The organism is Rhodococcus sp. P4_C10 (assembly GCF_056402135.1).
On the sequence record NZ_JBFUHZ010000025.1, the window covers coordinates 36,500 to 60,826 of the forward strand.

The window sequence follows — 24,327 nt, forward strand, 5'->3', positions numbered from 1 at the left end:
CGCTCGGCCTACAGCACCTTCGCGAGGAAGTCCTGGGTGCGCGGGTGCCGGGGGCTGCCGAACAGGTCGGCCGGCGGGCCCTGCTCGACGATGACGCCGTCGGCCATGAAGATCACCCGGTCGGCGACCTCGCGGGCGAAGCCCATCTCGTGGGTCACCACCACCATGGTCATGCCCTGCGCGGCGAGGTCGCGCAGCACCTGCAGCACCTCGCCGACCATCTCCGGGTCCAGAGCGCTGGTGGCCTCGTCGAAGAGCATGATGTCCGGGCTCATGGCCAGCGCCCGGGCGATCGCGACCCGCTGCTTCTGGCCGCCGGACAGGTTGGCCGGCTTGGCGTCCGCCTTCTCCGCCAGCCCCACCTGCGCCAGCAGGCGCTGCCCGGTCTCGTGGGCCTCCGCCTTGGTGGCCCGCTTGGTCTGCACCGGCGCCAGCATCACGTTCTCCAGCGCGGTCATGTGCGGGAACAGGTTGAAGTGCTGGAACACCATGCCGATGTGCTGGCGGACCTTGTCGATGTCGACCTTCTGGTCGGTCAGGTCGAACCCGTCCACCACCACCGTGCCGCCGGTGATGTCCTCGAGCTTGTTGAGGCAGCGCAGGAAGGTGCTCTTGCCGGAGCCGGACGGCCCGATCACGCAGACCACCTCGCCGCTCTCGATGTCGACGTCGATGCCCTTGAGCACCTCGTTGTCGCCGAAGGACTTGCGCAGGTCGGTGACCCGGATCTTGATGTCGGTGGTGACGGAATCGCTCACGCGTTGATCCTCTTCTCGAGCCGGTCGGACAGCTTGGTCAGGGCCATGATGATGACGAAGTAGAAGATGCCCACGATCAGCCACATGTTGAAGGACTCGAAGTTCCTCGCGATGATGATCTTGCCGGTCTGGGTGAGCTCGGCGATGCCGATCACCGACAGGATCGAGGTGTCCTTGAGCGTGATCACCGCCTGGTTGACGAACGACGGCATCATCGTGCGCACCGCCTGCGGCAGCACCACCTTGCGCATCGCGGGCAGGTAGCCCATGCCGAGGCTGCGCGCGGCCTCCATCTGTCCCTTGTCGACGGACTGGATGCCGCCGCGGATGATCTCGGTGATGTAGGCGCCGGCGTTGAGGCTCAGCGTGATGATGCCCGCGGTCATCGCCGGCATCTGGAAGTCCAGCGCCGCGGGGATGCCGAAGTAGATGAAGAAGGCCTGCACCAGCAGCGGGGTACCGCGGAAGATGTCGACGTAGGTGACGCCGATGCCACGCAGGATCCGGCTGGTCGAGACCCGGAAGAAGCCGAAGACAAGGCCGAGCACCAGCGCGATCGCCAACGAGACGACCGTGAGGACGATCGTCAGCCACAGGCCCTCCATCAGCAGCGGGAAGCTGTCCTTGAACAGGGAGAAGAAGGTGTTGCCGCCCTGGGCCTGCTGCGCCCCCTCGCCGAGGTAGGTGTCGAGGATCTCGTCGTACTGCCCGCTGGCCCGCGTGTTCGCCAGCCCGGCGTTGAACTTGGCGAGCAGCTCGGCGTTCTGGCCCTTCGAGACCGCGAACCCGTAGGAGTTGCCGGCCTCCTTCTCACCCACCGCCTTGAGCCCGTTGCCCTGCGCGATGCCGTACAGCAGCACCGGGTAGTCGTCGAAGACGGCGACGGAGTTACCGGTCTTGACGTCGTCGTACATGCTGGCGGAGTCGTCGAAGGTGACGGTGGTGAAGCCGTACTTGCCCTTGATGGAGTCGGCGAACATCGCGCCCTCGGTGCCGGTCTTGACCGCGACCCGTTTGCCGCGCAGGTCCTCGTAGGACTCGATGTCGTCGTTCGACTTCGCCACCGCCATCTGCACGCCGGAGTCGAAGTAGGGGTCGGAGAAGTCGAAGACGAGCTTGCGTTCGTCGGTGATCGACATGCCGGCGATGACGCCGTCGACCTGGCGTGACTGCAGGGCCTGCACGGCGGCGTTGAACCCCAGCGGCTTGACCGTGTACTTGAAGCCCTGGTCCGCGGCGATCGCCTTCAGCAGGTCCATGTCGATGCCGACGAAGTCGCCCTGCTCGTTCTGGAACTCGAACGGCGCGAACGTGACGTCGGTGGCGATGACGTAGGTCTTGTCGGAGTCGGTCTGTGCGGCCGCGGCGCCGGTGCCGAACATCAGGGCCAGGAGCGAGAGGACCCCCAGCAGGGCGGGCAGGCGCGTGAGGCTCCGGCGTGAACGTGTGTGCATCCGAACCAGCTTTCCGAGGTGCCGTTCGCGGGGGTGTGACGAGGGATTCGAGATTAACCCTGACGGCCGGTTTGTACAGGTCACGACGGCGCGTGTGTCCGCAGTCGGGCGGCCCGAGGATGCCGACTGGTTGCCGGACCGTCGTTCTCTCGTTACCGTACTGTGACCGAATAAGGCTGGATGTTGTCATCCAGTTACCGAACAGCCTCAGGAATTCGTGTGTCGCGTCTCGATCGGATCAACAAGTCCAACTCGCCGGCCCTTCGGCTCGTCGTCGGCGCACTGCTGCTGACGCTGCTGGCGGGTGGTGGGCTCGCGGTGCTCTCGCACAAGACGGTCACCCTGGACGTGGACGGCGAGACCATCGCGCTGAGCACCATGTCCCGCGACGTGACCGGGGTGCTCGCGGACGCCGGGTACTCGGTCGGCGACAAGGACGTGGTGGCCCCCTCGATCGGCGCCAAGGTGACCGACGGGCAGACGGTGGTGCTGCGCCGGGCCCGCGAGCTGACCCTGAACGTCGACGGGCAGCCGCGGACCGTGTGGACCACGGCACTGACCGTCGACGATGCGCTCTCGCAGGAGCGGCTGGGCGACGACGTCCACGTCTCGGCGTCGCGGTCGCAGCGCCTGCCGCTCGACGGCGCGAACCTCGACGTGGTCAGCCCGAAGCTGGTGCGCCTGGTCGACGGCGGCGCGGCCCCGGCCGAGGTGAGGCTGGCGGCCCCCACCGTCGGCGAGTTGCTCGACGCGCAGGGCGCGCCGCTCGGGGCGGCCGACACCGTCGAACCCGCCGCCGACGCCCCGGTCACCGAGGGCATGCAGGTGACGGTCACCCGTACCCGCACCGAGAACCGCACCGAGACGCTGCCGTTCGAGCCGGAGCCGCAGCGGATCGAGGACCCGACGATGAACATGAGCCGCACCGTGGTGGAGAACCCGGGCGCCCCGGGCGTGCACGACGTGACCTTCGCGGTGACCCTGGTCAACGGCGTCGAGACCTCCCGTACCGAGGTCGGCAAGGTTGTCACCACCCCCGGTCAGGCCAAGGTCGTCCGGGTCGGCGCCAAGCCGGGCACCGAGGTGCCCGAGGTCACCAACGGGTCCACCTGGGATGCGCTGGCGAAGTGCGAGGCGACGGGCAACTGGGCCATCAACACCGGCAACGGCTTCTACGGCGGCGTGCAGTTCGACCAGAACACCTGGGAGCGTCAGGGCGGACTGAAGTACGCGCCGCGCGCCGACCTGGCCACCCGCGAGGAGCAGATCGCCATCGCCACCCAGACCCAGCGGACCCAGGGCTGGGGCGCCTGGCCGTCCTGCTCGTCCCGACTCGGTGTGCGCTGAACCGCCGGATTTCCTGCCAGCTCACGCGAGGCGATAGGTTCACTGCTGTGACAAACGCCGAGGTGAACCCCCTGTGACAACCCCCGACGTGAACGCACCGCGTGGTCAGGCCGGCCTGCTGGGACCCGTCGAGGTGCGCGCGCTCGCCGCCGAGCTCGGGGTACGCCCCACCAAACAGCTCGGCCAGAACTTCGTGCACGACGCCAACACCGTGCGCCGCATCGTGAACACGGCCGGCGTCGGCCGCGACGACGTGGTGCTCGAGGTGGGCCCCGGTCTGGGCTCGCTGACACTTGCGCTGATGGACGTGGTCGACTCGGTGATCGCGGTGGAGATCGACCCGGTGCTCGCCGCACGGCTCCCGAAGACGGCGGCCGAGCGGGCCCCGGAACTCGCGGACCGGCTCACCGTGGTGGGCGCGGACGCGATGAAGGTGATGCCCGCGGACCTGCCCGCCGCGCCGACGGCACTGGTGGCGAACCTGCCGTACAACGTCGCGGTGCCGGTGCTGCTGCACCTGTTCTGTGAGTTCCCGAGCCTGCGCACGGCGCTGGTGATGGTGCAGGCAGAGGTCGCGGACCGCCTCGCCGCCGCCCCGGGCAGCAAGATCTACGGCATCCCCAGCGTCAAGGCCTGCTTCTTCGGTGAGGTGCGCCGCGCGGGGTCCGTCGGGCCGCATGTGTTCTGGCCGGTGCCGAAGGTGGACTCCGGCCTGGTCCGGGTGGACCGCTACGCCACCGCGCCGTGGCCGATCGACGAGGAGAACCGCAAACGGGTCTTCGCGGTCGTCGATGCGGCCTTCGCGCAGCGCCGCAAGACCCTCCGCGCCGCGCTGGCCGGGTGGGCCGGCTCGCCGGTGGAGGCCGAGCGCCGGCTGGTCGCGGCCGGCATCGCGCCGTCCGCCCGCGGCGAAACTCTCGACGCGGCCGCGTTCGTGCGACTGGCCGCGGTCGAGCCGTCCGATCCGATCGGATGACCCGGCTCTGACGCCGGGAACCGGCACCCCCGGCGTTCAGTTGCGTTAAACGAATTGCCAAGTGCGGCAACAGTATGCGAATTTCCGCATCGGGCCTGCTCGTCCTCTGTACGGTGACGCGAAGTGTGCTCAGTGTCGGCGTAGTTCGACGCGGCCGATGCGCGATCCAATCGTCGTCTCGGAATGGAGTTCGTACATGCCTCGTCCCACGATGCGTCGTCTTGCGGCTGCGGTCCTCGTCTCGGCGGCGCTGACCGGTGGCATCGCCGCCGGTTCCGGCACCGCGTCTGCGGCACCCGCAAACCAGCTCCTGTCGGCCGAATCCGTCGCCGCCCGCCCCGCTGGATTCGTGGATGGCGGGGACATCGCTTCCCGCCTGGACCTTCTTGTGAGCACTGTGGGTTACAAGCTTCTGGTGGCAACCGGGAGTGCCAGCCCCTGCGGCCACTTCGAGTGCAATCAGTAGTCAATGATGCGTAGTCCGGTGCGTCCGATAGATCGTCGCATTTATGGGCCTCGCGGTTCCCGCCCCGTGAATGTGAAGCAGCCCTTGTTGATTCGTTGCATTAAACGCATCGACAAGGGCTGCACGGATACTCGAATGCCGGTACGCGTTGGGGCATTTGTGTCTATGCTCCTGAACGGCGCCCGGGTCGGCGCTGACGACCACGCACGCTGTGATGGTCGGGTCATCGATTTCGAAGGGGGCTTCGTCATGTCAAGATTCGTGGGGCGTCGTATCGCATCACTTGTTGTCGCGTCGGCCGTGTTGGCCGGCGGCCTCACCGCTGGATCTGGCATCGCTGCCGCATCCACCGAGGACAATGCATCCTCCGTTGAGGTCATCTTCAGTGACCCGAATCCGGTCCATGTCGCCAAAGCGGTCATCTTCTACGCGATCAATATTCCCTTGTGGATCGTCCTGGGATCCACCGGGATATATGACAATGGCTGCAGGGGTATCTGCCCAGGGCAGTAGTGACGTCCGGCCTGGTGAGGGCGTCAGCAGTGCCCAGCCGCGGCAGACGTCGATCCGGTCCGGTGAGGTCGCGCACCTTGACGTGAGAGTCCAACGCGGACAAGGTTTCTGTGGGTGCGGAGGTTGTCCACGCGCGGTCGGGTCAGGTGATCCTCGACCGCGCGATCACGGAGCTGGAACACACCGCCGCCGTCCCGGCCGGTGAGGTCTTCCTCATCGGACCCTTGGACTTGGAAGCCTCGTCGATGATGGGTTTGACGGCGTCAGGGACCACCATCAGGGGTCCGTGCGCTGCCGTCCCAGCCGACCGCGATCACGGTCGGGATTCTGTTCCGTCTAACGAATTATCCAGTGTAGCAACAGTATGTAGATTTCTGCACCGGGCGGATCCTTCATCTGTCCGGTGACGCAAAGCGTTCTGGTCGACGGTGCCTTCTCGGCGCCGACGATACGCGCGACCAAATCGTCGTCACCGAATGGAGTTTGTACATGCGTCGTCTCGCAGCCACGATTCTTGTATCGGCAGTCCTGAGCGGTGGCCTCGCCGCCGGGTCAGGCGTTGCGTCCGCGGCACCCGCCGGATCCCTCCTGCCGGCCGGGTCCGTCGCCACCGGATCAATGGAGGTGGCCAGGCTGTTCATGGCCACCGGATCAATGGATTTCATGGAGAATCCCATCCAATCTCTCGGTATTTTGATCGCCGCTCCGATCATCTTGCTGGGAACCGCAAGTCATGAACCTTGGGATGGCGCCGGTATTCGTTGACGCGCTTGTGCGCGTTTTGTACCCCAGTCGGGGTACAAAACGCGCGCAAGCCCGAGCAGCCGCTGCTACTTGAATCTGCGCAGCCGCAGGCTGTTGCTCACCACGAAGACGCTCGAGGACGCCATCGCCGCGCCGGCCAGCATCGGGTTGAGCAGGCCGGCCGCGGCCAGCGGGATCGCCGCCGCCCGGATCCGATCCATGCCGTCCGAGCGATCATCTACTTCGGGATCAACATCCCTTGTGGATCACCTGGGATCCACCGGGGTAACAGGCCCCGGGTGCCGGGGCGGGCCGAGGTTGCGGACCGTCTCGCCGCCGCCCGGGCACCAAGATCTGCGGGATTCCCAACGTCAAGGCCTGCTTCTTTGGTGAGGTGCTGGTCACGGCGGGCATCGGCCCGTCGCGCCGCGGCGAGACACTCGACGTTGCGGCCTTTGCGCGGCTCGCCGGCACGGTCTGGCGGGCATGGGTCGCTCGACGCCACGGGAGCTGTCTCCGCTTCCGCTCGCGATGCGTAGTGTTCGACCAATTATCAAGTATGGCAGTCATATTCGAAATCCTGCACTGGTCTCAATCCTGCGATGTATGTTTGCGCGGCGCCGGGTGAGCCGCATGGTGTCGGCGCGTCCGCAGGAGCATCGCTGCATGTGCGAACTCTTCAAACGATTGGAGCCTTTGAATGTTCGGTCCCAACAAGCGTCGTATCGCATCCCTCGTTGTCGCGTCCGGGATGCTGGTCGGTGGTTTTGCCTCCGGAGCTGGCGCTGCCGCCGCCGCATCCACCGAGTCGTTCCCCGAAACGGGTTCGCTCGTCGTGGACGCCGTATTAGTCGATCCGGATCCGATCCATGTCGCCCAAGCGATCATCGCCGACGGGATCATAATCGCGTTTCTTCCCTTGCGGATCATCCTGGAATCGACCGGGATGATGCCCCCCGGGTGCCAGGGTCCCTGCCCGGCGCAGGGGTAGTGAGGGTGGCTGCCGAGCCCAGTCTCCGCGAGACTCTCGACGTCGCTGTGATCCTGCTTGGGTTCGCCCGGGTCCGGTAGCGGTCAACTAATTGTCACGTGTAGCAACAGTATTCGAGTGGGGGTCAGCAGTATCAGTCGTTCGGCAAGTGGGCATGCCCGTACGGACGGGCGCCAACTGTTTGGGGTGAGTCCATTCCTCTGAACCCGGCCTCGGTGACTGACGGCAGTCGCACGACGACGGGTGTCCGGGGATCTCCGGGCGCCCGTCCTGTCTGACGATCAGCTCTGCGAAGCAACAGTATTCGGATCGACTCGGTGTCGCGATGATCCCGCGCAGCATCGGACGACGTTGCTGGCAGGTATGTGAGAAGCGCCGCCGCGTTGTGCGTTTGGTGACGTCCGGCCCAATCCTGCCGGTTCGTTTGTGTTTGACGAATAGTCAAATGCTGCAGGTAATTCGAATCAGGGACCGGGCCGCGCGGTCTGTGTAGGCTGCCGCCTAGCGCCGAGTCGGCGCGCCCGGCAGGTGCCGTGGGAGGCATCGTCGGGTACCACTGTTGAAGGGGGCTTTGTCATGGGTTCTGCCGAAGGCTTGATCTGGTACTACGTCATGGTGGCTTTGGGGCTTGGAGACCCCGGTCGGGGTATGGGGGGAAATCTGCAATAACCAGTAAGTGGCACGGATTGGGTCCGTGCAATCTGCTCAGGTGATGCGCTAGGCACCGATCTGGTCAGGCCTGCAACCAGTCGTCACACGGGCTGCGAAGTTGCGACTTCCAGAACGGCCGAAGTTGCAGGCCGTTGCTCGCCGCAACACCTTCGATGACGATCCGTCCTGGCCGCGGTGGGGCATCAGCACCGCCTGGTTGCTGCGTACCCTGCGCGGCGACCTTGACAGTTTCTTCGTCGGCGAGAATTGGCGACTGCCTTCGGATCCCGACTTCGCCGTCGTCAAGTGCAACGCGCGCGGTCGTCGCACGCTCACGCGACTGTGCGCGCTGTCACCCCAACCAGGGTGCACAGCGCGCACGGGCAGCGAAGCTGCCTCTACTTGAACCGGCGCAACCGCAGGCTGTTGCTCACCACGAAGACGCTCGAGAACGCCATCGCGGCGCCTGCCAGCATCGGGTTGAGCAGGCCGGCCGCGGCCAGCGGGATCGCCGCGGCGTTGTAGGCGAAGGCCCAGAACAGGTTGCCCTTGATGGTCCCGAGCGTCCGGCGGGAGAGCCGGATGGCGTCGGCGGCCGAGCGCAGGTCGCCGCGGACCAGGGTGATGTCGCTGGCCTCGATGGCCACGTCGGTGCCGGTGCCCATCGCCAGTCCCAGGTCGGCCTGGGCCAGGGCGGCCGCGTCGTTGACGCCGTCGCCGACCATCGCGACCACCTTGCCGCGGGCCTGCAGGTCCTTGATCACGTCCACCTTGTCCGACGGCATGACCTCGGCCAGCACGGTCGAGATGCCCACCCGGTCCGCGACGGTCCGTGCGGTGGCCTCGTTGTCGCCGGTGAGCAGCACCGGTTCGAGCCCGAGACTGCGGAACTGCGCGATCGCCTCGGTGCTGGTCTCCTTGATCGCGTCGGCGACCACCAGGACGGCGCGGGCCGCCCCGTCCCAGCCGACGGCGATGGCGGTGCCACCGGCCCGTTCGGCCTCGAGCTTGGCCCGCTCCAGCGACTCCGGCAGGTGCTGCGACCAGTCCTCGAGCAGCGCGGTGCGGCCGGCGACGACGGAGTGTCCGTCGACGACGCCCTGCACGCCGCGGCCGGGGACGTTCTCGAAGCCCTCCACCGAGGGGAGCTCACCCTCGGCGGCGGCCGCGGCGGAGACGGCCCGGGCGATGGGGTGCTCGGAGGCATGTTCGAGCGCCCCGGCCAGGAGCAGCGCCTCGGCGCGGTCGACGCCGTCGGCGACGATCACGTCCTGCAGGGTCATCACGCCGGTGGTGACCGTGCCCGTCTTGTCGAGCACGATGGTGTCGACCTTGCGGGTCGACTCGAGCACCTCGGGTCCCTTGATCAGGATGCCGAGCTGCGCGCCGCGCCCGGTGCCGACCAGCAGCGCGGTCGGCGTGGCGAGCCCGAGGGCGCAGGGGCAGGCGATGATCAGCACCGCGACGGCGGCGGTGAAGGCCATCTCGAGCGGGTTGCCGGTGCCGATCCAGTAGCCCAGTGCGGCCACGGCGATCGCGATGGCGATCGGCACGAACACACCGGCGATCTTGTCCGCCAGGCGCTGCACGTCGGCCTTGCCGTTCTGCGCGTCCTCCACCAGCGCCGCCATCTGCGCGAGCTGGGTGTCGGCGCCGACGCGGGTCGCCCGGACCACTAGCCGGCCACCGGCGTTGACGGTGGCGCCGACGACGGCGTCGCCGGCCTCGACCTCGACCGGCACCGACTCGCCGGTGAGCATGCTCAGGTCCACGGCGGAACGGCCCGAGGTGACGACGCCGTCGGTGGCGATCTTCTCGCCCGGACGGACCACGAACTCCTCGCCGACCGCGAGTTCGCTTGCGGGGATGCGGGTCTCACGACCGTCGCGCAGAACCGAGACCTCCTTGGCGCCCAGTTCCAGCAGCGCCCGCAGCGCCGCTCCGGCCTGCCGCTTGGACCGCTGCTCGAAGTAGCGTCCGGCCAGCACGAAGGTGATGACGCCGGCGGCGACCTCGAGGTAGATGTTGGCCGCGCCGTCGGAGCGTCCGATGGTCAGCTCGAAGGCGTGGGTCATGCCGGGGGTGCCGGCGGTGCCGAAGAACAGTGCGTAAAGCGACCAGAGGAACGCGGCGGACGTGCCGACCGTGATCAGGGTGTCCATGGTGGCGGCGCCGTGCCGCAGGTTCGTCCAGGTGGCGCGGTGGAACGGCAGGCCCGCCCACACGATGACCGGCGCGGCCAGGGTCAGCGAGAGCCACTGCCAGTTGGTGAACTGCAGCGCGGGCACCATCGCCATCGCGATCACCGGGACCGAGAGCACGGTCGCGACGATCAGCCGGGTCCGCAGCGCGGCCAGCGCCCGGGACGGCTCGTCGTCGGTGTCGTCCGAGGTGGCCGCATCCTGATGCTGCGCGGGCGGGGTGGGCACGGTCGCCGAGTACCCGGCCTTCTCGACCTCGGCGACGAGGTCGGCGGGGGACAGCGCGGCGGCGGCGTCGTCGAGCACGACCTTGGCCTTCTCGGTGGCGTAGTTCACCGTCGCGGTGACGCCGTCGAGCTTGTTGAGCCGCTTCTCGATGCGGGCGGCGCAGGATGCGCAGGTCATGCCGCCGATGGCGAGTTCGATGCTGTCGGTGGACGCGGGTGCGGTGGGGACGAGGTACTCGGCGCTCATGTCAGTGGCCTTCGTGGGTGGCGACCGTGAATTCCGCTGTGCGGACCACGTTCTCGTGCTGGAAGTCGAGGAACAGTCGGTAGGTTCCGGCGCTCGGTGCCTGGGCGTGGAAGGTGACGTCGGGCCCCGCGGGGGTGACGCCGTCTCCCGGTTCGCCCTGCGGGTGCACGTGCAGGTAGGCGAGGTCGCCGTTGCGCAGCGCGACCAGGTGCCCGTAGGCGCCGAGGTAGGGCTGCAGGTCGGTCACCGGTGCGCCGTCGCGCGAGACGCTCAGGCGCAGCGGGCCTCCGGCGGTGCTCACGTCGCCGTCGAGGGTGACCCGGTAGCCGTCGACCTCGGCGACCCGGGACTCCGCCGGCACGGCCTCGGGGACGAACTCGCCGGCGACGTCGACGCCCCGGCCGAGGGTGAGTGCGGGTCCGCCGGTCGCCTGGAAGTCGGCGAACACCCGGTAGCTGCCGGCGCGGTCCCAGGCCCAGTCGACCGACCAGGTGCCGTCGGCGGCGAGCGTCGGGTGCACGTGCCGGAATCCGCTGGTGTCTGTGCGGACCACGATCAGGTGCAGCCTCTTCTCGTGCTGGAAGTCGAAGGCGGTGACGGGGTCCCCGGTCGGACCGAGGATCCGGAAGGCGAGGGTGCCGGGGCGGTTCGCCTCGGCCGGGGCCGTGATCTCCGAGAGGGTGTAGCCCTGCTCCGAGGCCTGCAGGCCGGCGGGGGTGGCCGGGCCGGCGGCGGCGTGGTCGGCGTGGCCGGCGTCGATGGTGGTCGTAGTGGTGTGGCCGGTGTGGTCGTTCGACATGTCGATCGGGCTCCCGGTGACGGCGCCCACCCCGAGGGCCGCCGCGAAGATCACGGCGAGCCCCCCGGTGTAGGCGACGAGTGTGGTGGAGGTTTTCATGACCGCTCCTAGGCGGGGCTGGCGGCGTATCCGGCCTCTTCGACCGCGCCGAGTACGGCGGCGGGCGCGAGGGGCGCGGAACTGGTGACGGTGAGGCGGCCGCTCGGGACGTCGACGGCGATGTCGGTGACCCCGTCGAGCTTGCCGACCTCTTCGCGCACGGAACCGGCGCAGTGTCCGCAGGTCATGCCGGTGACGGTGTAGTTGGCGATCTCCATGTCAATCTCCTCGGGTTCAGTATCCCATACCGATGGGGGGTAGGGCTTACGGGAGACGAACATACCCCTGGGGGGTACCTGACGCAACCTCTGGGGTCGCGATCTTTGTGAACTGGCGCCCGGAGGGGGATTGGCCGCGCGTGGTGATCGTGTGGCGGCAGGTGCTCGTGGCGTCACCTGGAACGCGCCCGTGCCGCGGGCGTTGTGTTCAACGAATTATCCTGTGCGACAACAGTATGTGTTTCCTGTATGCGGCGTGGTCTTCGTCGGTAGGGTGACTCGCGGCGCATGTGGGATCTGTGAGATCCGATGCTGCCGAAGCTTCCATGACCGTCACCAACTGATCGGAGCATCAAGATATGCGTAGTCCCAAGGCGGGCCGTTTCGCTTCCATGGTTGTCGCATCGGCCGTGCTGGCCGGTGGCATCGTTGCCGGGTCCGGTGTCGCGGCCGCCGCCCCCGCCGGACCACTCCTGCCGGCCGAATCCGTCGCAGCCCCCACCGGATCCAGCGACGGGGTTCAGGAGGCGCTTTTCAATGCGATCGTCGTCCCGGTCCTCCTTGTCTATTACGTGGCAAACGGAAGTGACATACCGAATTCCTGCCATGGGACCTGCGAGGGGTATCAGTGAGCTGGGGGACCTGGGCGCGCTGACCGACGGGTTCTCCGCAGCCTTCGTGGTCGCCGTGGTGATCGCGCTCGTCGGGGCCGCTCTGGCGGCGCTCACGCTGCGCGGCTCGCGGGTGCCGGCATCAGAGCTCGAGTCGGTGACGATCCTGTGGCCCGGGCGACGGTGACTGCGCGGCTGGACGACCCCAGGCTCAGGGCCGTGCTGCGGTGCGTCGCCGGGTGCGCGCTCGCGGCGTTGCAGGCGAGGGTGCGTCCGCGGCCCGGCGGTACTGCTCGCTGACGGCGGCGTGCCGCTGCGCCAGCCGGCGGCACTCCTCGCGCAGCTCCGGCGGGTCCTGCACGGTGAAGCCGACGCCGAACGCGGTGAGCCAGCCGGCGATGCCCGGCAGTGACTCGCCGCGAAGTTCCACCACGCAGCTGTGCTCGTCGACCGATTCGACCGCGCCCCAGAACTCGTCGACCATCGGCGCGATCTGCTCGATCGGCGCGTCCAGCAGCACCCGGGCCCGGGCCTGCGCCAGCGCCCGGCCGATGCCGCGGGAGACGAAGTCCGCGGCGTCACCGGCGGGCAGTTCACGGGGCGTGAATCGGGGGCCGGTGGGCGTCTTCGGCGTCATCCTGTCCACCCGGAACGAGCGCCAGTCGGCGCGGCGCAGGTCCCAGGCGACGAGGTACCAGCGGGCGCCCGAGCGCACCAGTCGGTGCGGCTCGACCTCCCGTCGGGTCGGCGTGCCGTCGTGGGCGAGGTAGTCGAAGCGCAGCCGTTCGTGGGCGTGGCAGGCGGTGGCCAGGCCGGTGAGTACCTTCGCGTCGACGGCCGAGGGCGCCGGACCCTGCGGCACCACCTCGATCCGCAGGGCGTCGAGGCGGTGCCGGAGCCTCGACGGCATCACCTGCCGCAGCTTGGTCAGCGCCTGCAGCGCGGCGTCCCCGATGCCCTCCACCGGCCCGACCGCGCCGGACTGCAGGGCGAACGCGACGGCCACCGCCTCCTCGTCGTCGAGCAGCAGCGGCGGCATCTGCGCGCCCGCACCCAGCCGGTAGCCGCCGCCGACGCCGACGTGGGCGTCGACCGGGTAGCCGAGGTCGCGCAGCTTGTCCACGTCGCGGCGGACGGTACGGGTGGTGACGGCCAGCCGCTCGGCGAGGTCCGCGCCGGCCCACTCCTGGCGCATCTGCAGCAGTGACAGCAGCCGGAGCAGTCTCGCCGAGGTCTCGCGCATGGGTTCACCCTGCCACCGATCGCGGACAGGTGCTGTCCTCGATCGTCGGGTTCCGAAAGCTCGGGTTCCGAGAGCTCGGGTTCCGAAAGCACTGAGGCCCGGCACCTGTGAAGGTGCTCCGTCCTGCGGGTCACTCCGCGGACTGCGCCAGCGTCCGTGCCATGCCACGCTCGACGGCGTCGACCAGGCGCGGCCGCAGGTCCGCGGACGGGACGATCGCGTGCACCGAGCCGACCTCGCGGGCGCGGTCGATGTTGTGGATCGCCTCGAACTCGGCGGCCACCTCGCCCAGCTTCGCGGACCGGACGGCCGACCGCTCGGCCCCGAGGGCGACCCGGATGCGGGCGCGCTCGGCGTCCTCGCTTGCGGCGGCCAGCTGCGCCTCGAGGTCGCGGATGCCGGGATCCGCGGCGGTGCGGGCGTTGACGTCGCGGGTGAACACCACGGCCGCGGCGGGCGCGCCGCCGAGCACCGAGGCGAACGAGCCCTCGACCGCGAGCACCTCCATGTTCTCGTTCAGCGCCCCGGAGAACACCACGAATGCGCCGCCGTGGTAGCGCGAGATCACCACGAACACGATCGGACCGTCGAAGTTGACGATGGCCCGGCCGATCTCGGCGCCGTACTCGAGCTGCAGGTTCCGCAGCGACTCCGGGGAGCCGTCGAAGCCGGACAGGTTGGCCAGCACCACGACGGGCCGGTTGCCGCTGGCGGCGTTGATCGCGCGGGCCGTCTTCTTCGACGAGCGCGGGAACAGCGTGCCCGAGGTCCACTGGTCCGGTCCGTCGGTGGGGAACCAGCCCTTGCGGGCGATCGCCCGGGACTCGATGCCGATGACGGTCACGGCATTGCCGCCCAGGTGCGCGTCGAAGACCACCGAGGTGTCGGCGTCGGCCATGTCGGCCCAGCGCTCGAGCACCGCGTGGTCCTGGTCGACCACCGAGCGCATCACCGTGCGGATGTCGAACGGCTTCTTGCGGTCCGGGTTCGTGGCGCTCGAGAAGATCTCGCCGACCGTCTTGAACTCGCTGGACGGGTGCACGTGCGGGTAGCTGCGGATGTCCCGCTCGACCGGGTCCGTCGACTCCGCCTTGCGCGGGAAGCGTTCACCCGCACCGAGGTACGCGTGCTCGTAGTGACCGAACAGCACCTCGACGGCGGCCGTCAGGTTCGGCGCCCAGTACTGCGCCTGGCCGTTCGGGCCCATCACGCGGTCGTAGCCGCCGATGCCGAAGTTGTCCTCGGCCGAGACGCCGCCCGAGTAGTCGAGCGACTGCTTGCCGGTCAGCACCATCGCGCTCTCCGGGGTCATCACCAGGATGCCCTTGGTGTGCATGAGCATGGTGGCCTCGGCGTTCCAGTACGGCTGGGCGCCGACGTTGATGCCCGCGACGATCACGTTGATCTCGCCGCCGTTCTGGGTGAACGTGATGATCCGGCGCAGCCCGCGCGAGACCCAGTCCATGTTCTCGGTGCCGGACTCCATCGAGATGGTGGCGCCGGACGACAGGGCGAACCACTCGATCGGCGCGCCGATCGATTCCGCGAGGTCGATCGCGGCGACGAGGCGCGAGCACTCCGCCTCGGCGACGGTGCCGAGCGCCTTGGTCGGGTCGCCGAACAGCGCGACCCGCGTCATGCCCTCGGGGTAACGCGTGGTGGGGGTGGACACCAGGCCGACGATCAGGCCCGCGGTGTTGCGGCCGTACGGGCGATCCACCGGCGCCAGGGCGGTGCCGGTCTCGTCGAGGTCGTACTCGACGAAGCTGCCGCCAGCGGACAGCGCGGGGATCAACTCGTACGGGTAGACGGTGCCGCGAGCCTTCGAGCGCTGGACCTTCTGGGTGTACTCGTCGAGCGGCTTGAGCGGCTCGGTCGGCGGTTCGGTGACCGCGACCTGCAGTCCGGCACCCGAGCGGTACGAGAAGCGCACCGCCACCTGACGTGCCTTGGTGTTCGGCGACTCCTGCAGCCGGCCGATGATGGTCAGCTGCTCGAGGCCCGCGCCGACGGTGAGCGGGGCGACGTGCTGCGCGATCCGGGCGATCCGGTCCGCGGACACCTCGAACTTCGGCCAGACGTACAGCACGACCCGGTTGTTGTCGATGCGCTTCTTGCCGCGCTGGGCCTGGACCCGGCGGATGCCGTTGAGGCACGACGCGACGGCCCGCTCGATGGCGGGTGCGGCGGCGATCTCGCCGTCGGCGTCGAACTGCAGCGTCAGGTCGCGCACCTGTGCCATCGCGATCAGCCGCTCGTCGGCGGGGTTCTCCCTGGCGACGAGGTGGTACAGGAACGTGTCGGCGGGCGCGGGCAGCCGGGTGCCCTCGAAGTTCTTCAGCCGCCACATGTCCAGGCGCTGCGCGGTGAGCGGATGCATGTCGCGGATGATCTTGTCCTCGACCAGACCCGAATCCGGCTGCGGCGCAGGGCGGAACGTCACCACGCGCTGCACCGTGATCGCACCGGGGGTGGCCACGGTGACGGTGACGCGCCGCCAACGGGCGGCACCCGGATGCGCCTGCAGGGCCTGGTGCAGGGACTGCGCGAGGGCGTCGCCGTCGGCCGGGGCCTCGGGCCACGTCAGGTACAGGTCGACGACCAGGTTGGTCGGCGCCGGTCCCGCCACGGCGTCGACCACGGCCAGGGCCTCGGTCAGCCGGGTACGGTCCGCGGTCACCGAGACCAGGTTCAACTGCTCGCCCGACAGCTCGAAAGTGCCCGTGACACAGGGCAGCCCGTGCCCGCCGACGGACTTGACGTCGGAGAGGCCGCGGATCTTGTAGTACTGGCGGGTGACCACCTCGAGCAGATCCGCGGCGGTGGAACCGGGGTCGGCGAGGAGCCCGACGAGCGGCTCCGGGGTGTCGACCATGGCGTCGATCCGGGCGTCACGGTCGGCCGAGCCGGGGTGTTCGGCCAGGAACTGGAGGCTGCCGCGGACTCCGTCGTAGATCTGCTCGCGGGCCTTGAGCACCACCGGCTCGTCGAAGATCCGGAACTGGATGTTGCGGGCCACGTCGCCGATCAGCGGGAAGCGGGCCTGGGTGGCGACGACCAGCCGGTCCAGCACCTCGGAGAGTGCGGGGCAGGTTTCGGTGTCGACCCGGCCGTCGCGCAGCCAGCGGGAGAGCAGTGCCGCGACGATCGGCACCTGGGTCTCCATCCGCTGCTGGGCGACGAAGATCCGGTGGACGGCCTCCTCGAGCTCCGGCGTGCGGTCGAGCTCGGCCACGTCGTAGTGCAGCAGCGACCGGGAAAGCTTGGCGCGGAAGGAATCCGGAAGTCCCTCGACGTCCACGTCGAGCGACTGCAGGAACGAGTGGAAGTGCTCACGCGGGCTGTGCACGCGCTCGACCGTGTCCTCCTTGCCGGCGGTGGGCCGGTTGCGAGAGAGCTCGCACAGGTCCGCGAACGTGGTCAGCACGGCGAGTTCGGCCTGCACCAGGGTGGCGTCGGACTCGGGCACCCGGGCCCGCAGCTCCTCGAACTCGGCGAGCAGGGCCTTGGCCCGGGCGGCGTCGACGTCGTAGCCGGTGATCATCGCGGTCAGCGTGTCGAGCCGGACCAGGGCCTCGGTGAGGTCGTCACGGTCGCGGGCGGCGGGCGCGACGAACTCGACCCGCGGGGCCTTCTCGGTCACCGTCTCCTCGGCCACCTGGTCGACCCGCAGCAGCGGGGCGCCGGCGTCGACCTGGGCGTTGACCACGGCCAGCACCTCGCGGACCTGGCCGGCGTACGGGGCCCGGATCGCGGTCTCCATCTTCATGGCCTCGAGCACCACCAGCGTGGCGCCGGCCTCCACCTCGTCGCCGACGGCGACGGGAATGGCGACCACGACGGCGGGCGACGGGGCGCGGACCACGCCGGCCTCGTCCTGGCTGATCTGGTGGCTGATGCCGTCGACCTCGACGAGGTGGTGCGCGGGTCCGGTGACGGACACCACGTGGTGTCGCCGCCCGCCGATGACGAGCCGTCGCTCGAACTCGCCGAGCCGGTCGACGTCGACCTCGACCTCGCCGCTGTCGCCGTCCACCACGTAGCGGTGCGGACCGATCTGGCCGACGACCAGCTGGTAGGCCTGGCCCTGGTAGGTCAGCTCGACCGGCCGGCCGACGGTGTTCTTGGTGCGGGGCCGGCCGCCGCGGGCGGAGGCGAGGAAGCTGGTGCGTTCGCGGGCGTCCTCGGCGTCGTAGACGCCGATCGCGGTGGCGAGCAGCGCGACGGAGGCGAGGCGCGTCGGGCCGCTGACGGTGCCGGCGCCGGTGCGGTCCAGCCAGCCGGTGTCGGCGCTGGCGGTGATCACCTCTTCGCGGTCCAGCAGGTCGAGCAGGAAGGACTTGGTGGTAGTGCCGCCGGCGAGGACGACGGTGGTCTCGCGGAGCGCGGTGCGCAGCCGGGCGAGCGCCTCGGAGCGGTCGCGGCCCCAGGCGATGACCTTGGCGACCATGGAGTCGTAGTCGGACGGGATGACGTCGCCCTGGGCGATGCCGGTGTCCACGCGCAGGCCGGAGCCGAGCGGGAACTTGAGCAGCTGCACCGTGCCGGGGGCGGGGGCGAAGCCGTTGTCGGCGTCCTCCGCGTTGAGGCGGGCCTCGACGGCGTGGCCGAACTCGGGCGGGCAGTCGCCGACCAGGGGGGCGCCGCCCGCGACCTGGATCTGCAGCTTGACCAGGTCGATGCCGGTGGTGGCCTCGGTGATCGGGTGCTCGACCTGCAGGCGGGTGTTCACCTCGAGGAAGGTGAACAGGCCCTGCGAGGGCTGGTAGAGGTACTCGACGGTGCCGGCGCCGCAGTAGCCGGCGGCGCGGACCAGGTCCGCGGAGACGGTGCGCAGGTGGTCGGCCTGCTCCTTGGACAGCAGCGGCGAGGCGGACTCCTCGATGACCTTCTGGTTCTTGCGCTGGATCGAGCAGTCGCGGACGCCGGGGGCCCAGACGTTGCCGTGGGCGTCGGCGATCACCTGCACCTCGACGTGGCGGGCCTCGGTGACCAGCCGTTCGATGAACACGACCGGGTCGCCGAAGGACCGCTCGGCCTCGCCTTGGGTGCGCTCGAGGGCGAGCTCGAGCTCCTCCTCGGCGAACACCTTGCGGATGCCGCGGCCGCCGCCGCCGGAGCGGGCCTTGATGATCAGGGGGTAGCCGATCGCCTGGGCGTGGCGTCGGGCGTCGGCGCGGGTCTCGACGGGGCCGCCGGACCACGGCGCCACCGGCACGCCGACCTTCTCGGCGAGCAGCTTGGCCTCGACCTTGTCGCCGAGCAGACGCATGGCGTCGCCGGAGGGGCCGATGAAGGTGATGCCGAGCCGGGCGCACAGGTCCGCGAACGCGGGGTCCTCGGCGACGAAGCCCCAGCCGACCCAGACGGCGTCGGCCTTGGCTTCGACCAGGGCGCGCTCGAGCTCGGCGTGGTCGAGGTAGGGCGTCGCGGCGGTCGCGGAGGGACGGAGGGTGACACCCTCGTCTGCCTGCCGGACGAACATGGCCCGTCGCTCGGCCTCCGTGTGCAGGGCGATCGTCGTGATGCCGTAGTCGTGCTCGGCGTTGAGCTCCCGGACGGCGCGAATCAGGCGTACGGCCGCCTCGCCCCGGTTGACCACTGCAATCCGTGTGAACATCCCTTTTGCCACCGTTCTTGTGCCTCTTCTCGAAGAAGTTTCTCGACCGTGCCGTGGTAACGGGTCGGGCCGCGCCCATTCGGACGAGGTTGGGTCGCGCCAAATTGGACGCACAGGGAATTCGACCGCGCTCGCGATTGCGATGCGATGGCGATGAATCCTGAGGAACTTTCGGCCCCCAGCCGGCGTCATTGCGCGGCCCTGCCTGTGTGCCAGCATGCATTATTTCGGGGCCGATGTCATGTCGTTCGCCCGGTTCATCAAATATGCAGTCGCACAATCGATTTGGCGGACATTTTCAGCCTCCGGAGAGGCTCGAAAAACCTACTTCCGAGTAGTTTTCCGCGTACTCGCCAGTAGCATTTTTGCGCCAGACGGAGATCGGGACGGCGATCTTGCTGTGACCGCGAGTATCGAGTCGGCGACCGTGTCGGCGCKCGCGCGCGGGCCCGCGCGGGGCCGCCCGGTCGGCGCTCGCCCTGGACGTTTGCCCAGGTGGATGCGGGTGCCTTTGTGATGTAAAACGGTACTGGATCGCGCTCGTGATCCAGCTCACAGCGTCCCTGTGGCGCGAGGCCGTCGTGACGCGCCGCCCCCCTCGGAAGTGTGGGGTCCTGCTGCCGATCGACAAGAAAGGTGTTGGGCGATGCTGCTTCCGATGTCCCCCGCAGATGCGGTTTTCCTGCTCGGCGAGACGAGGGAGCATCCGATGCACGTCGGTGGGCTGGTGCTGCTGCAGCCGGCGGACGGGGCCGACGCGTGGGACCTGCGCGCGATGCTCGACGACGCGATGGCCCGGGGTGAGGTGTCGCCGAAACTGCGCCGCCGCGCCCGGCGGTCGGTGACCTCGCTCGGCCAGTGGGGCTGGGAGGCGGACGTCGATGTCGACCTCGGCCACCACGTGCGGCACAGCGCGCTTCCGCAGCCGGGTGGGATGGCGGAGCTGATGGACCTGGTGTCCCGGCTGCACGCGGGACTGCTGGACCGGGGCCGGCCGCTGTGGGAGATGCACCTGATCGAGGGTCTCGCCGACGGCCGTCTCGCGGTGTACACGAAGATCCACCATGCGCTGGCCGACGGAGTCTCCGCGATGCGGATGCTGCGTGGGGCGCTGAGCACGGACCCCGACGTCCGCGGCATGCCGGCGCCCTGGGAACCGATCGAGGGCGCGTCCCGGTCGACGGCGGTCGACGACGGCGCAAACCCGGTGGGGAAGGCAGCCGGTGCTGCGTTGCGCACCTTCGGGGGAGTGATGGGGGAGGTCGCGGGGATGGTCCCGGCCCTCGTCGGCACCGTCGACCGTGCCCTACACGAGCGGGGCGGCGCCCTCTCGCTGGCGGCGCCGCGGTCGATGTTCAACGTGCCGATCGGCGGGGCCCGACGGTTCGCGGCACGGTCCTGGCCGCTCGAACGGCTCCGGCTGGTCGCCAAGCACGCCGATGCCACCGTCAACGACGTGGTCCTGGTGATGTGCGCGGGCGCCCTGCGCGGGTACCTCGACCAGCTCGACGAACTGCCCGCCGAGTCGCTGGTCGCGATGGTGCCGGTCTCGTTGCGGCGTGAACGCCAGGAAGGCAAGTCGGGCAACGAGATCGGGCTGCTGACCTGCAGCCTGGCCACCGATCGGGTGGACCCGGTGGAGCGGCTCGCCGCGATCGGCGAGTCGATGCGACAGGGCAAGGACTCGATGCGCACCCGGACCTCGTCGCAGATCCTCGCGATGAGTGCGCTCGGTGCCGCCCCCCTGGCGATGGGCATGATGCTGGGCCGCGGCGGGCCGATCCGCCCCGCCAACGTGATGATCTCCAACGTGCCCGGCCCCGCGACGCCGCTGTACTGGAACGGTGCCCGGATGACGGCGCTGTACCCGCTGTCCATTCCCGTGCACGGGCAGGCGCTCAACATCACCTGCACCAGTACCGACGACGAGATCGCGTTCGGGCTCACCGGCTGCCGACGCAGCGTGCCCGCGCTCGCGCCGCTCCTCGGTCACCTCGACGACGAGCTCGTCGGGCTCGAGGAGGCCTTCGGGCTGTAGCGCCCGCTCCGCAGTCACGGGCTGTAGCGCCCGCTCCGCAGTCAGCGGAGCGGCCCGGCGAGCATCCACCGGTGGCCGAACGGGTCGACGAGGGTGGCGCCGCGGTGCCCGTGCGCGTCCGCGGGCTCCTGCTCGACGCGGGCACCTGCTCCCCGGGCCCGTTCCAGGGTTGCGTCGGTGTCGGCCACCGGCAGCATCAGGCTCACCGCGGCCGCGCCCGTTGTCGGCGCGACGACACCGATCTCCGGGAACTCGTCGGCCAGGTAGAGCGTGCCGTCGCCGATGCGCAGTTCGCAGTGTCCGATCCGGCCGTCGGGCATCTCCACCGGTTCGCCGTCCATCCGTGCGTCGAAGACCTGGGCGTACCACTCGGCGGCGCGGCGAGCGTCGTGGGCGCAGAGGTACGGCAGCGCCGCGGGGCGCGGCACCACGGACGCGGCACGATCGTCGGGATCGGACATGTCGACTCCTTCGGGTCGTCGGGCGCGACCGCGGACAATGCTCGCCGCAGGTGGCCGTACCCGCCGGACGTGCCCGTCCATTGTCGCCCCTGCCCGCGGTTGCCGGCGGCGGCCGAACTCCGACGGTCGGAGGGCGTCGTTTCGTCCACTAGGCTGGGGACTTGTGCTGTCAGTTGTCCCCAGTCCGGTGATCGTCCGGGCACCGTCCAAGGTGAATCTCCACCTCGGGGTCGGTGACCTGCGCGAAGACGGCTACCACGAACTGACCTCCGTGTTCCAGGCGCTCTCGCTCAGCGACGACGTCCGGGTGTCGGACGCCGGCGAGTTGTCGGTCGAGGTCCACGGCGAGGACGCGCGGGCGGTCCCCACCGACCACCGGAACCTGGTGTGGCAGGCGGCGGAGTTGCTGGCCGAGCACGCCGGACGTCGTCCCGACGTCGCGATCAGCATCCGCAAGGGCATCCCCGTTGCCGGCGGGATGGCGGGTGGCAGCGCGGACGCCGCGGCCACCCTGGTCGCGCTCGACGCGCTGTGGGAGCTCGGACTCGACCGCGCCGAGCTCGTCGAGTTCGCCGCCCGTCTCGGCAGCGACGTGCCGTTCTCCCTGCACGGGGCCACCGCGCTCGGCACCGGCCGCGGCGAGCAACTGCTTCCGGTGTTGTCCCGCAACACCTTCCACTGGGTGCTTGCGCTCGCGAAGGGTGGGCTGAGCACGCCGACGGTGTTCCGGGAACTGGATCGGCTGCGCGCCGACGGCAACCCGCCACGGCTCGGCGGAGCCGAGGACCTCATGCACGCCCTGGCCTCCGGGGACGCCGCGACGCTGGCCCCACTGCTCGGCAACGACCTGCAGCCGGCGGCGCTCTCACTCGCGCCGGGGCTGCGCCGCACCCTGCGTGCAGGCACCAACGCAGGCGCCCTCGCCGGGATTGTCTCCGGCTCCGGGCCCACCTGCGCATTTCTCTGCGCCGACGCCGAGGCCGCGGTCGCGGTCGGCGCCGAACTGGCAGGCGCCGGAGTGTGCCGGACCGTGCGGATCGCGCACGGACCGGTGCCCGGCGCCCGCGTCATTACCCACGAGACGGAGCACTGATGGCAAACCTGGTCAACCTCGAGCAGGTGTCGAAGTCGTTCGGCATCGCACCCTTGCTGGACTCCGTCTCCCTCGGCGTGCAGGAGGGCGAACGGATCGGCGTCGTCGGCCTCAACGGCGGCGGCAAGACCACCATGCTCGAGGTGCTGGCCGGCATCGAGGCACCGGACTCAGGCCGGGTCAGCCGGGTCGGCGGCCTGCGGATGGCCGTCGTCACCCAGCGCGGGGTGCTGCCCGCCGGATCCACCGTCGCGGACGTGGTGCTGGCCCCGCTCGGGGTGGCCGAGCACGAGTGGGCCGGCAATGCCCGGATCCGTTCCATCCTGGCCGGGATCGGCATCGACTCCGTGGGCCTGGACCGGGGCGTCGAGGGGCTCTCCGGCGGCGAGCGCCGGCGGGTGGCGTTGGCAGCGGCACTGGTGCAGGACCTGGACCTGCTGGTCCTCGACGAGCCCACCAACCACCTCGACGTCGAGGGCGTGCAGTGGCTGGCCGAGCACCTGGTGTCGCGGCGCAGCGCGCTGGTCGTCGTCACCCACGACCGCTGGTTCCTCGACACCGTCGCCAACCGCACCTGGGAGGTGGTGGGCGGCAAGGTCGAGAGCTACGAGGGTGGCTACAACGACTGGATCTTCGCCCGCGCGGAGCGCTCCCGGCAGGCAGACGCCTCCGAGGAGCGCCGTCGCAACCTGGCCCGCAAGGAGCTGGCATGGCTGCGGCGCGGCGCCCCCGCGCGCACCTCCAAGCCGAAGTACCGGATCGAGGCCGCCGAGGCGCTGATCGCGGACGTGCCGCCGCCCCGCGACAACGTCGCCCTGGCCACCTTCGCGCAGCGCCGGCTGGGCAAGGTCGTCATCGAGCTCGAGGACACGCGGCTGACCACGCCCGACGGCCGCGAACTGGTGCACGACCTGACCTGGCGGCTCGCCCCCGGCGAGCGGATCGGTCTGGTCGGCGTCAACGGCTCGGGCAAGACCACCCTGCTGCGGACCCTCGCCGGTGAGCTCGAACCCGCGTCGGGTCGCCGTATCCAGGGGCAGACCGTCAAGATCGGCTGGCTCCGTCAGGAGCTCGACGACCTGCCCGTCAAGATGCGGGTGCTCGAGGCGGTCAAGGACATCGCCGAGCGGATCACCTTGGGGGACAAGGAAGTTTCGGCCGGACAGTTGGCCGAGCGGTTGGGCTTCACGCCGGCCCGGCAGCGCACCCCGGTCGGCGACCTCTCCGGTGGCGAGCGCCGCCGGCTGCAGCTGACGCGAGTGCTGATGTCCGAGCCGAACGTGCTGCTCCTCGACGAGCCGACCAACGACCTGGACATCGACACCCTCCAGCAGCTCGAGGACATCCTCGACGGCTGGGCCGGGACCATGGTCGTGATCAGCCACGACCGGTACCTGATCGAGCGTCTCTGCGACAGCACCTGGGCGCTGTTCGGGGACGGCAAGCTGACCAACCTCCCGGGCGGCATCGAGGAGTACCTGCGCCGCCGCGCGGCGGTCACCGCGCTGGCCGGACCCGGCCCGGCGCCGGAGGTGGCGCCGCGTTCGGGCGCGTCCGCGGCGGCCCGCGA

Annotated in this window: 18 protein-coding genes; 9 read left to right on the top strand and 9 right to left on the bottom strand. The window is 69.7% G+C overall.

What is annotated here, in order from left to right:
• Positions 1 to 8: 8 nt before the first annotated feature.
• Positions 9 to 758: an amino acid ABC transporter ATP-binding protein gene (locus AC1DWC_RS17285; protein WP_477909958.1), complete on the bottom strand. Its 750-nt coding sequence runs from the start codon at positions 756 to 758 to the stop codon at positions 9 to 11.
• Positions 755 to 2,212, bottom strand: a complete 1,458-nt coding sequence (locus AC1DWC_RS17290) for an amino acid ABC transporter substrate-binding protein/permease (protein ID WP_477909960.1) — start codon at positions 2,210 to 2,212, stop codon at positions 755 to 757. The genes AC1DWC_RS17285 and AC1DWC_RS17290 overlap by 4 nt, the downstream gene beginning before the upstream one ends.
• A 219-nt stretch (positions 2,213 to 2,431) precedes the next feature.
• Between AC1DWC_RS17290 and AC1DWC_RS17295 the strand changes: the two genes are divergently transcribed.
• From AC1DWC_RS17295 to AC1DWC_RS17310, 4 genes are all read left to right on the top strand, one after another.
• Positions 2,432 to 3,559 (top strand): transglycosylase family protein, encoded by a 1,128-nt coding sequence (locus AC1DWC_RS17295; RefSeq protein ID WP_477909962.1) that lies wholly within the window; start codon positions 2,432 to 2,434, stop codon positions 3,557 to 3,559.
• 73 nt (positions 3,560 to 3,632) lie between these two features.
• Positions 3,633 to 4,535, top strand: coding sequence for a 16S rRNA (adenine(1518)-N(6)/adenine(1519)-N(6))-dimethyltransferase RsmA (gene rsmA, locus AC1DWC_RS17300; protein ID WP_477909964.1), 903 nt, complete (start codon positions 3,633 to 3,635; stop codon positions 4,533 to 4,535).
• Positions 4,536 to 5,067: 532 nt separating this feature from the next.
• Entirely contained in the window at positions 5,068 to 5,514 is a 447-nt protein-coding gene (locus tag AC1DWC_RS17305) for a hypothetical protein (protein WP_477909966.1), read from the top strand.
• 489 nt (positions 5,515 to 6,003) lie between these two features.
• Positions 6,004 to 6,279 carry a hypothetical protein gene (locus tag AC1DWC_RS17310; RefSeq protein WP_477838195.1) on the top strand — a complete coding sequence of 92 codons (276 nt, stop codon included), beginning with the start codon at positions 6,004 to 6,006 and terminating at the stop codon, positions 6,277 to 6,279.
• A 65-nt stretch (positions 6,280 to 6,344) separates the two neighbouring features.
• Here AC1DWC_RS17310 and AC1DWC_RS17315 read toward each other — a convergent pair whose 3' ends face one another.
• Positions 6,345 to 6,479, bottom strand: coding sequence for a hypothetical protein (locus AC1DWC_RS17315; RefSeq protein ID WP_477909994.1), 135 nt, complete (start codon positions 6,477 to 6,479; stop codon positions 6,345 to 6,347).
• 479 nt (positions 6,480 to 6,958) lie between these two features.
• Between AC1DWC_RS17315 and AC1DWC_RS17320 the strand changes: the two genes are divergently transcribed.
• Positions 6,959 to 7,249, top strand: a complete 291-nt coding sequence (locus tag AC1DWC_RS17320; RefSeq protein ID WP_477909968.1) for a hypothetical protein — start codon at positions 6,959 to 6,961, stop codon at positions 7,247 to 7,249.
• 1,049 nt (positions 7,250 to 8,298) lie between these two features.
• Here the strand turns inward: AC1DWC_RS17320 and AC1DWC_RS17325 are convergent.
• Genes AC1DWC_RS17325 through AC1DWC_RS17335 form a run of 3 tightly spaced genes read right to left on the bottom strand, consistent with a single transcriptional unit; the run spans position 8,299 to position 11,691 of the window.
• On the bottom strand, positions 8,299 to 10,575 hold the full coding sequence (locus AC1DWC_RS17325; protein ID WP_477909970.1) for a heavy metal translocating P-type ATPase: 2,277 nt from the start codon (positions 10,573 to 10,575) through the stop codon (positions 8,299 to 8,301).
• Position 10,576: 1 nt separating this feature from the next.
• Entirely contained in the window at positions 10,577 to 11,473 is an 897-nt protein-coding gene (locus tag AC1DWC_RS17330) for a hypothetical protein (RefSeq protein ID WP_477909972.1), read from the bottom strand.
• An 8-nt stretch (positions 11,474 to 11,481) separates the two neighbouring features.
• Complete coding sequence (locus AC1DWC_RS17335) at positions 11,482 to 11,691, bottom strand: heavy-metal-associated domain-containing protein (RefSeq protein ID WP_477909974.1); 210 nt, start codon at positions 11,689 to 11,691, stop codon at positions 11,482 to 11,484.
• A 606-nt stretch (positions 11,692 to 12,297) separates the two neighbouring features.
• Between AC1DWC_RS17335 and AC1DWC_RS17340 the strand changes: the two genes are divergently transcribed.
• Positions 12,298 to 12,489 (top strand): hypothetical protein, encoded by a 192-nt coding sequence (locus tag AC1DWC_RS17340; protein WP_477909976.1) that lies wholly within the window; start codon positions 12,298 to 12,300, stop codon positions 12,487 to 12,489.
• Positions 12,490 to 12,513: 24 nt separating this feature from the next.
• Here the strand turns inward: AC1DWC_RS17340 and AC1DWC_RS17345 are convergent, their stop codons facing one another.
• On the bottom strand, positions 12,514 to 13,545 hold the full coding sequence (locus AC1DWC_RS17345) for a helix-turn-helix transcriptional regulator (RefSeq protein ID WP_477909978.1): 1,032 nt from the start codon (positions 13,543 to 13,545) through the stop codon (positions 12,514 to 12,516).
• A 130-nt stretch (positions 13,546 to 13,675) separates the two neighbouring features.
• Entirely contained in the window at positions 13,676 to 19,165 is a 5,490-nt protein-coding gene (locus AC1DWC_RS17350) for an ATP-binding protein (RefSeq protein ID WP_477909980.1), read from the bottom strand.
• 646 nt (positions 19,166 to 19,811) lie between these two features.
• On the opposite strand from AC1DWC_RS17350, the gene AC1DWC_RS17355 reads away from it, so the two are divergent.
• Entirely contained in the window at positions 19,812 to 21,203 is a 1,392-nt protein-coding gene (locus tag AC1DWC_RS17355; protein WP_477909982.1) for a WS/DGAT/MGAT family O-acyltransferase, read from the top strand.
• 41 nt (positions 21,204 to 21,244) lie between these two features.
• On the opposite strand, the gene AC1DWC_RS17360 is transcribed toward AC1DWC_RS17355, so the two are convergent.
• A complete protein-coding gene (locus AC1DWC_RS17360) occupies positions 21,245 to 21,664 on the bottom strand; it encodes a VOC family protein (RefSeq protein WP_477909984.1) in 420 nt (139 codons plus the stop codon).
• A gap of 163 nt (positions 21,665 to 21,827) precedes the next feature.
• Here AC1DWC_RS17360 and AC1DWC_RS17365 point away from each other — a divergent pair, with 163 nt between their 5' ends.
• Together AC1DWC_RS17365 and AC1DWC_RS17370 are read left to right on the top strand one after the other, a co-directional pair.
• On the top strand, positions 21,828 to 22,757 hold the full coding sequence (locus tag AC1DWC_RS17365) for a 4-(cytidine 5'-diphospho)-2-C-methyl-D-erythritol kinase (protein WP_477909986.1): 930 nt from the start codon (positions 21,828 to 21,830) through the stop codon (positions 22,755 to 22,757).
• Positions 22,757 to 24,327: ABC-F family ATP-binding cassette domain-containing protein (locus AC1DWC_RS17370; RefSeq protein ID WP_477909987.1), on the top strand; the 1,571-nt coding region annotated here is incomplete at its 3' end. The genes AC1DWC_RS17365 and AC1DWC_RS17370, both read left to right, overlap by 1 nt.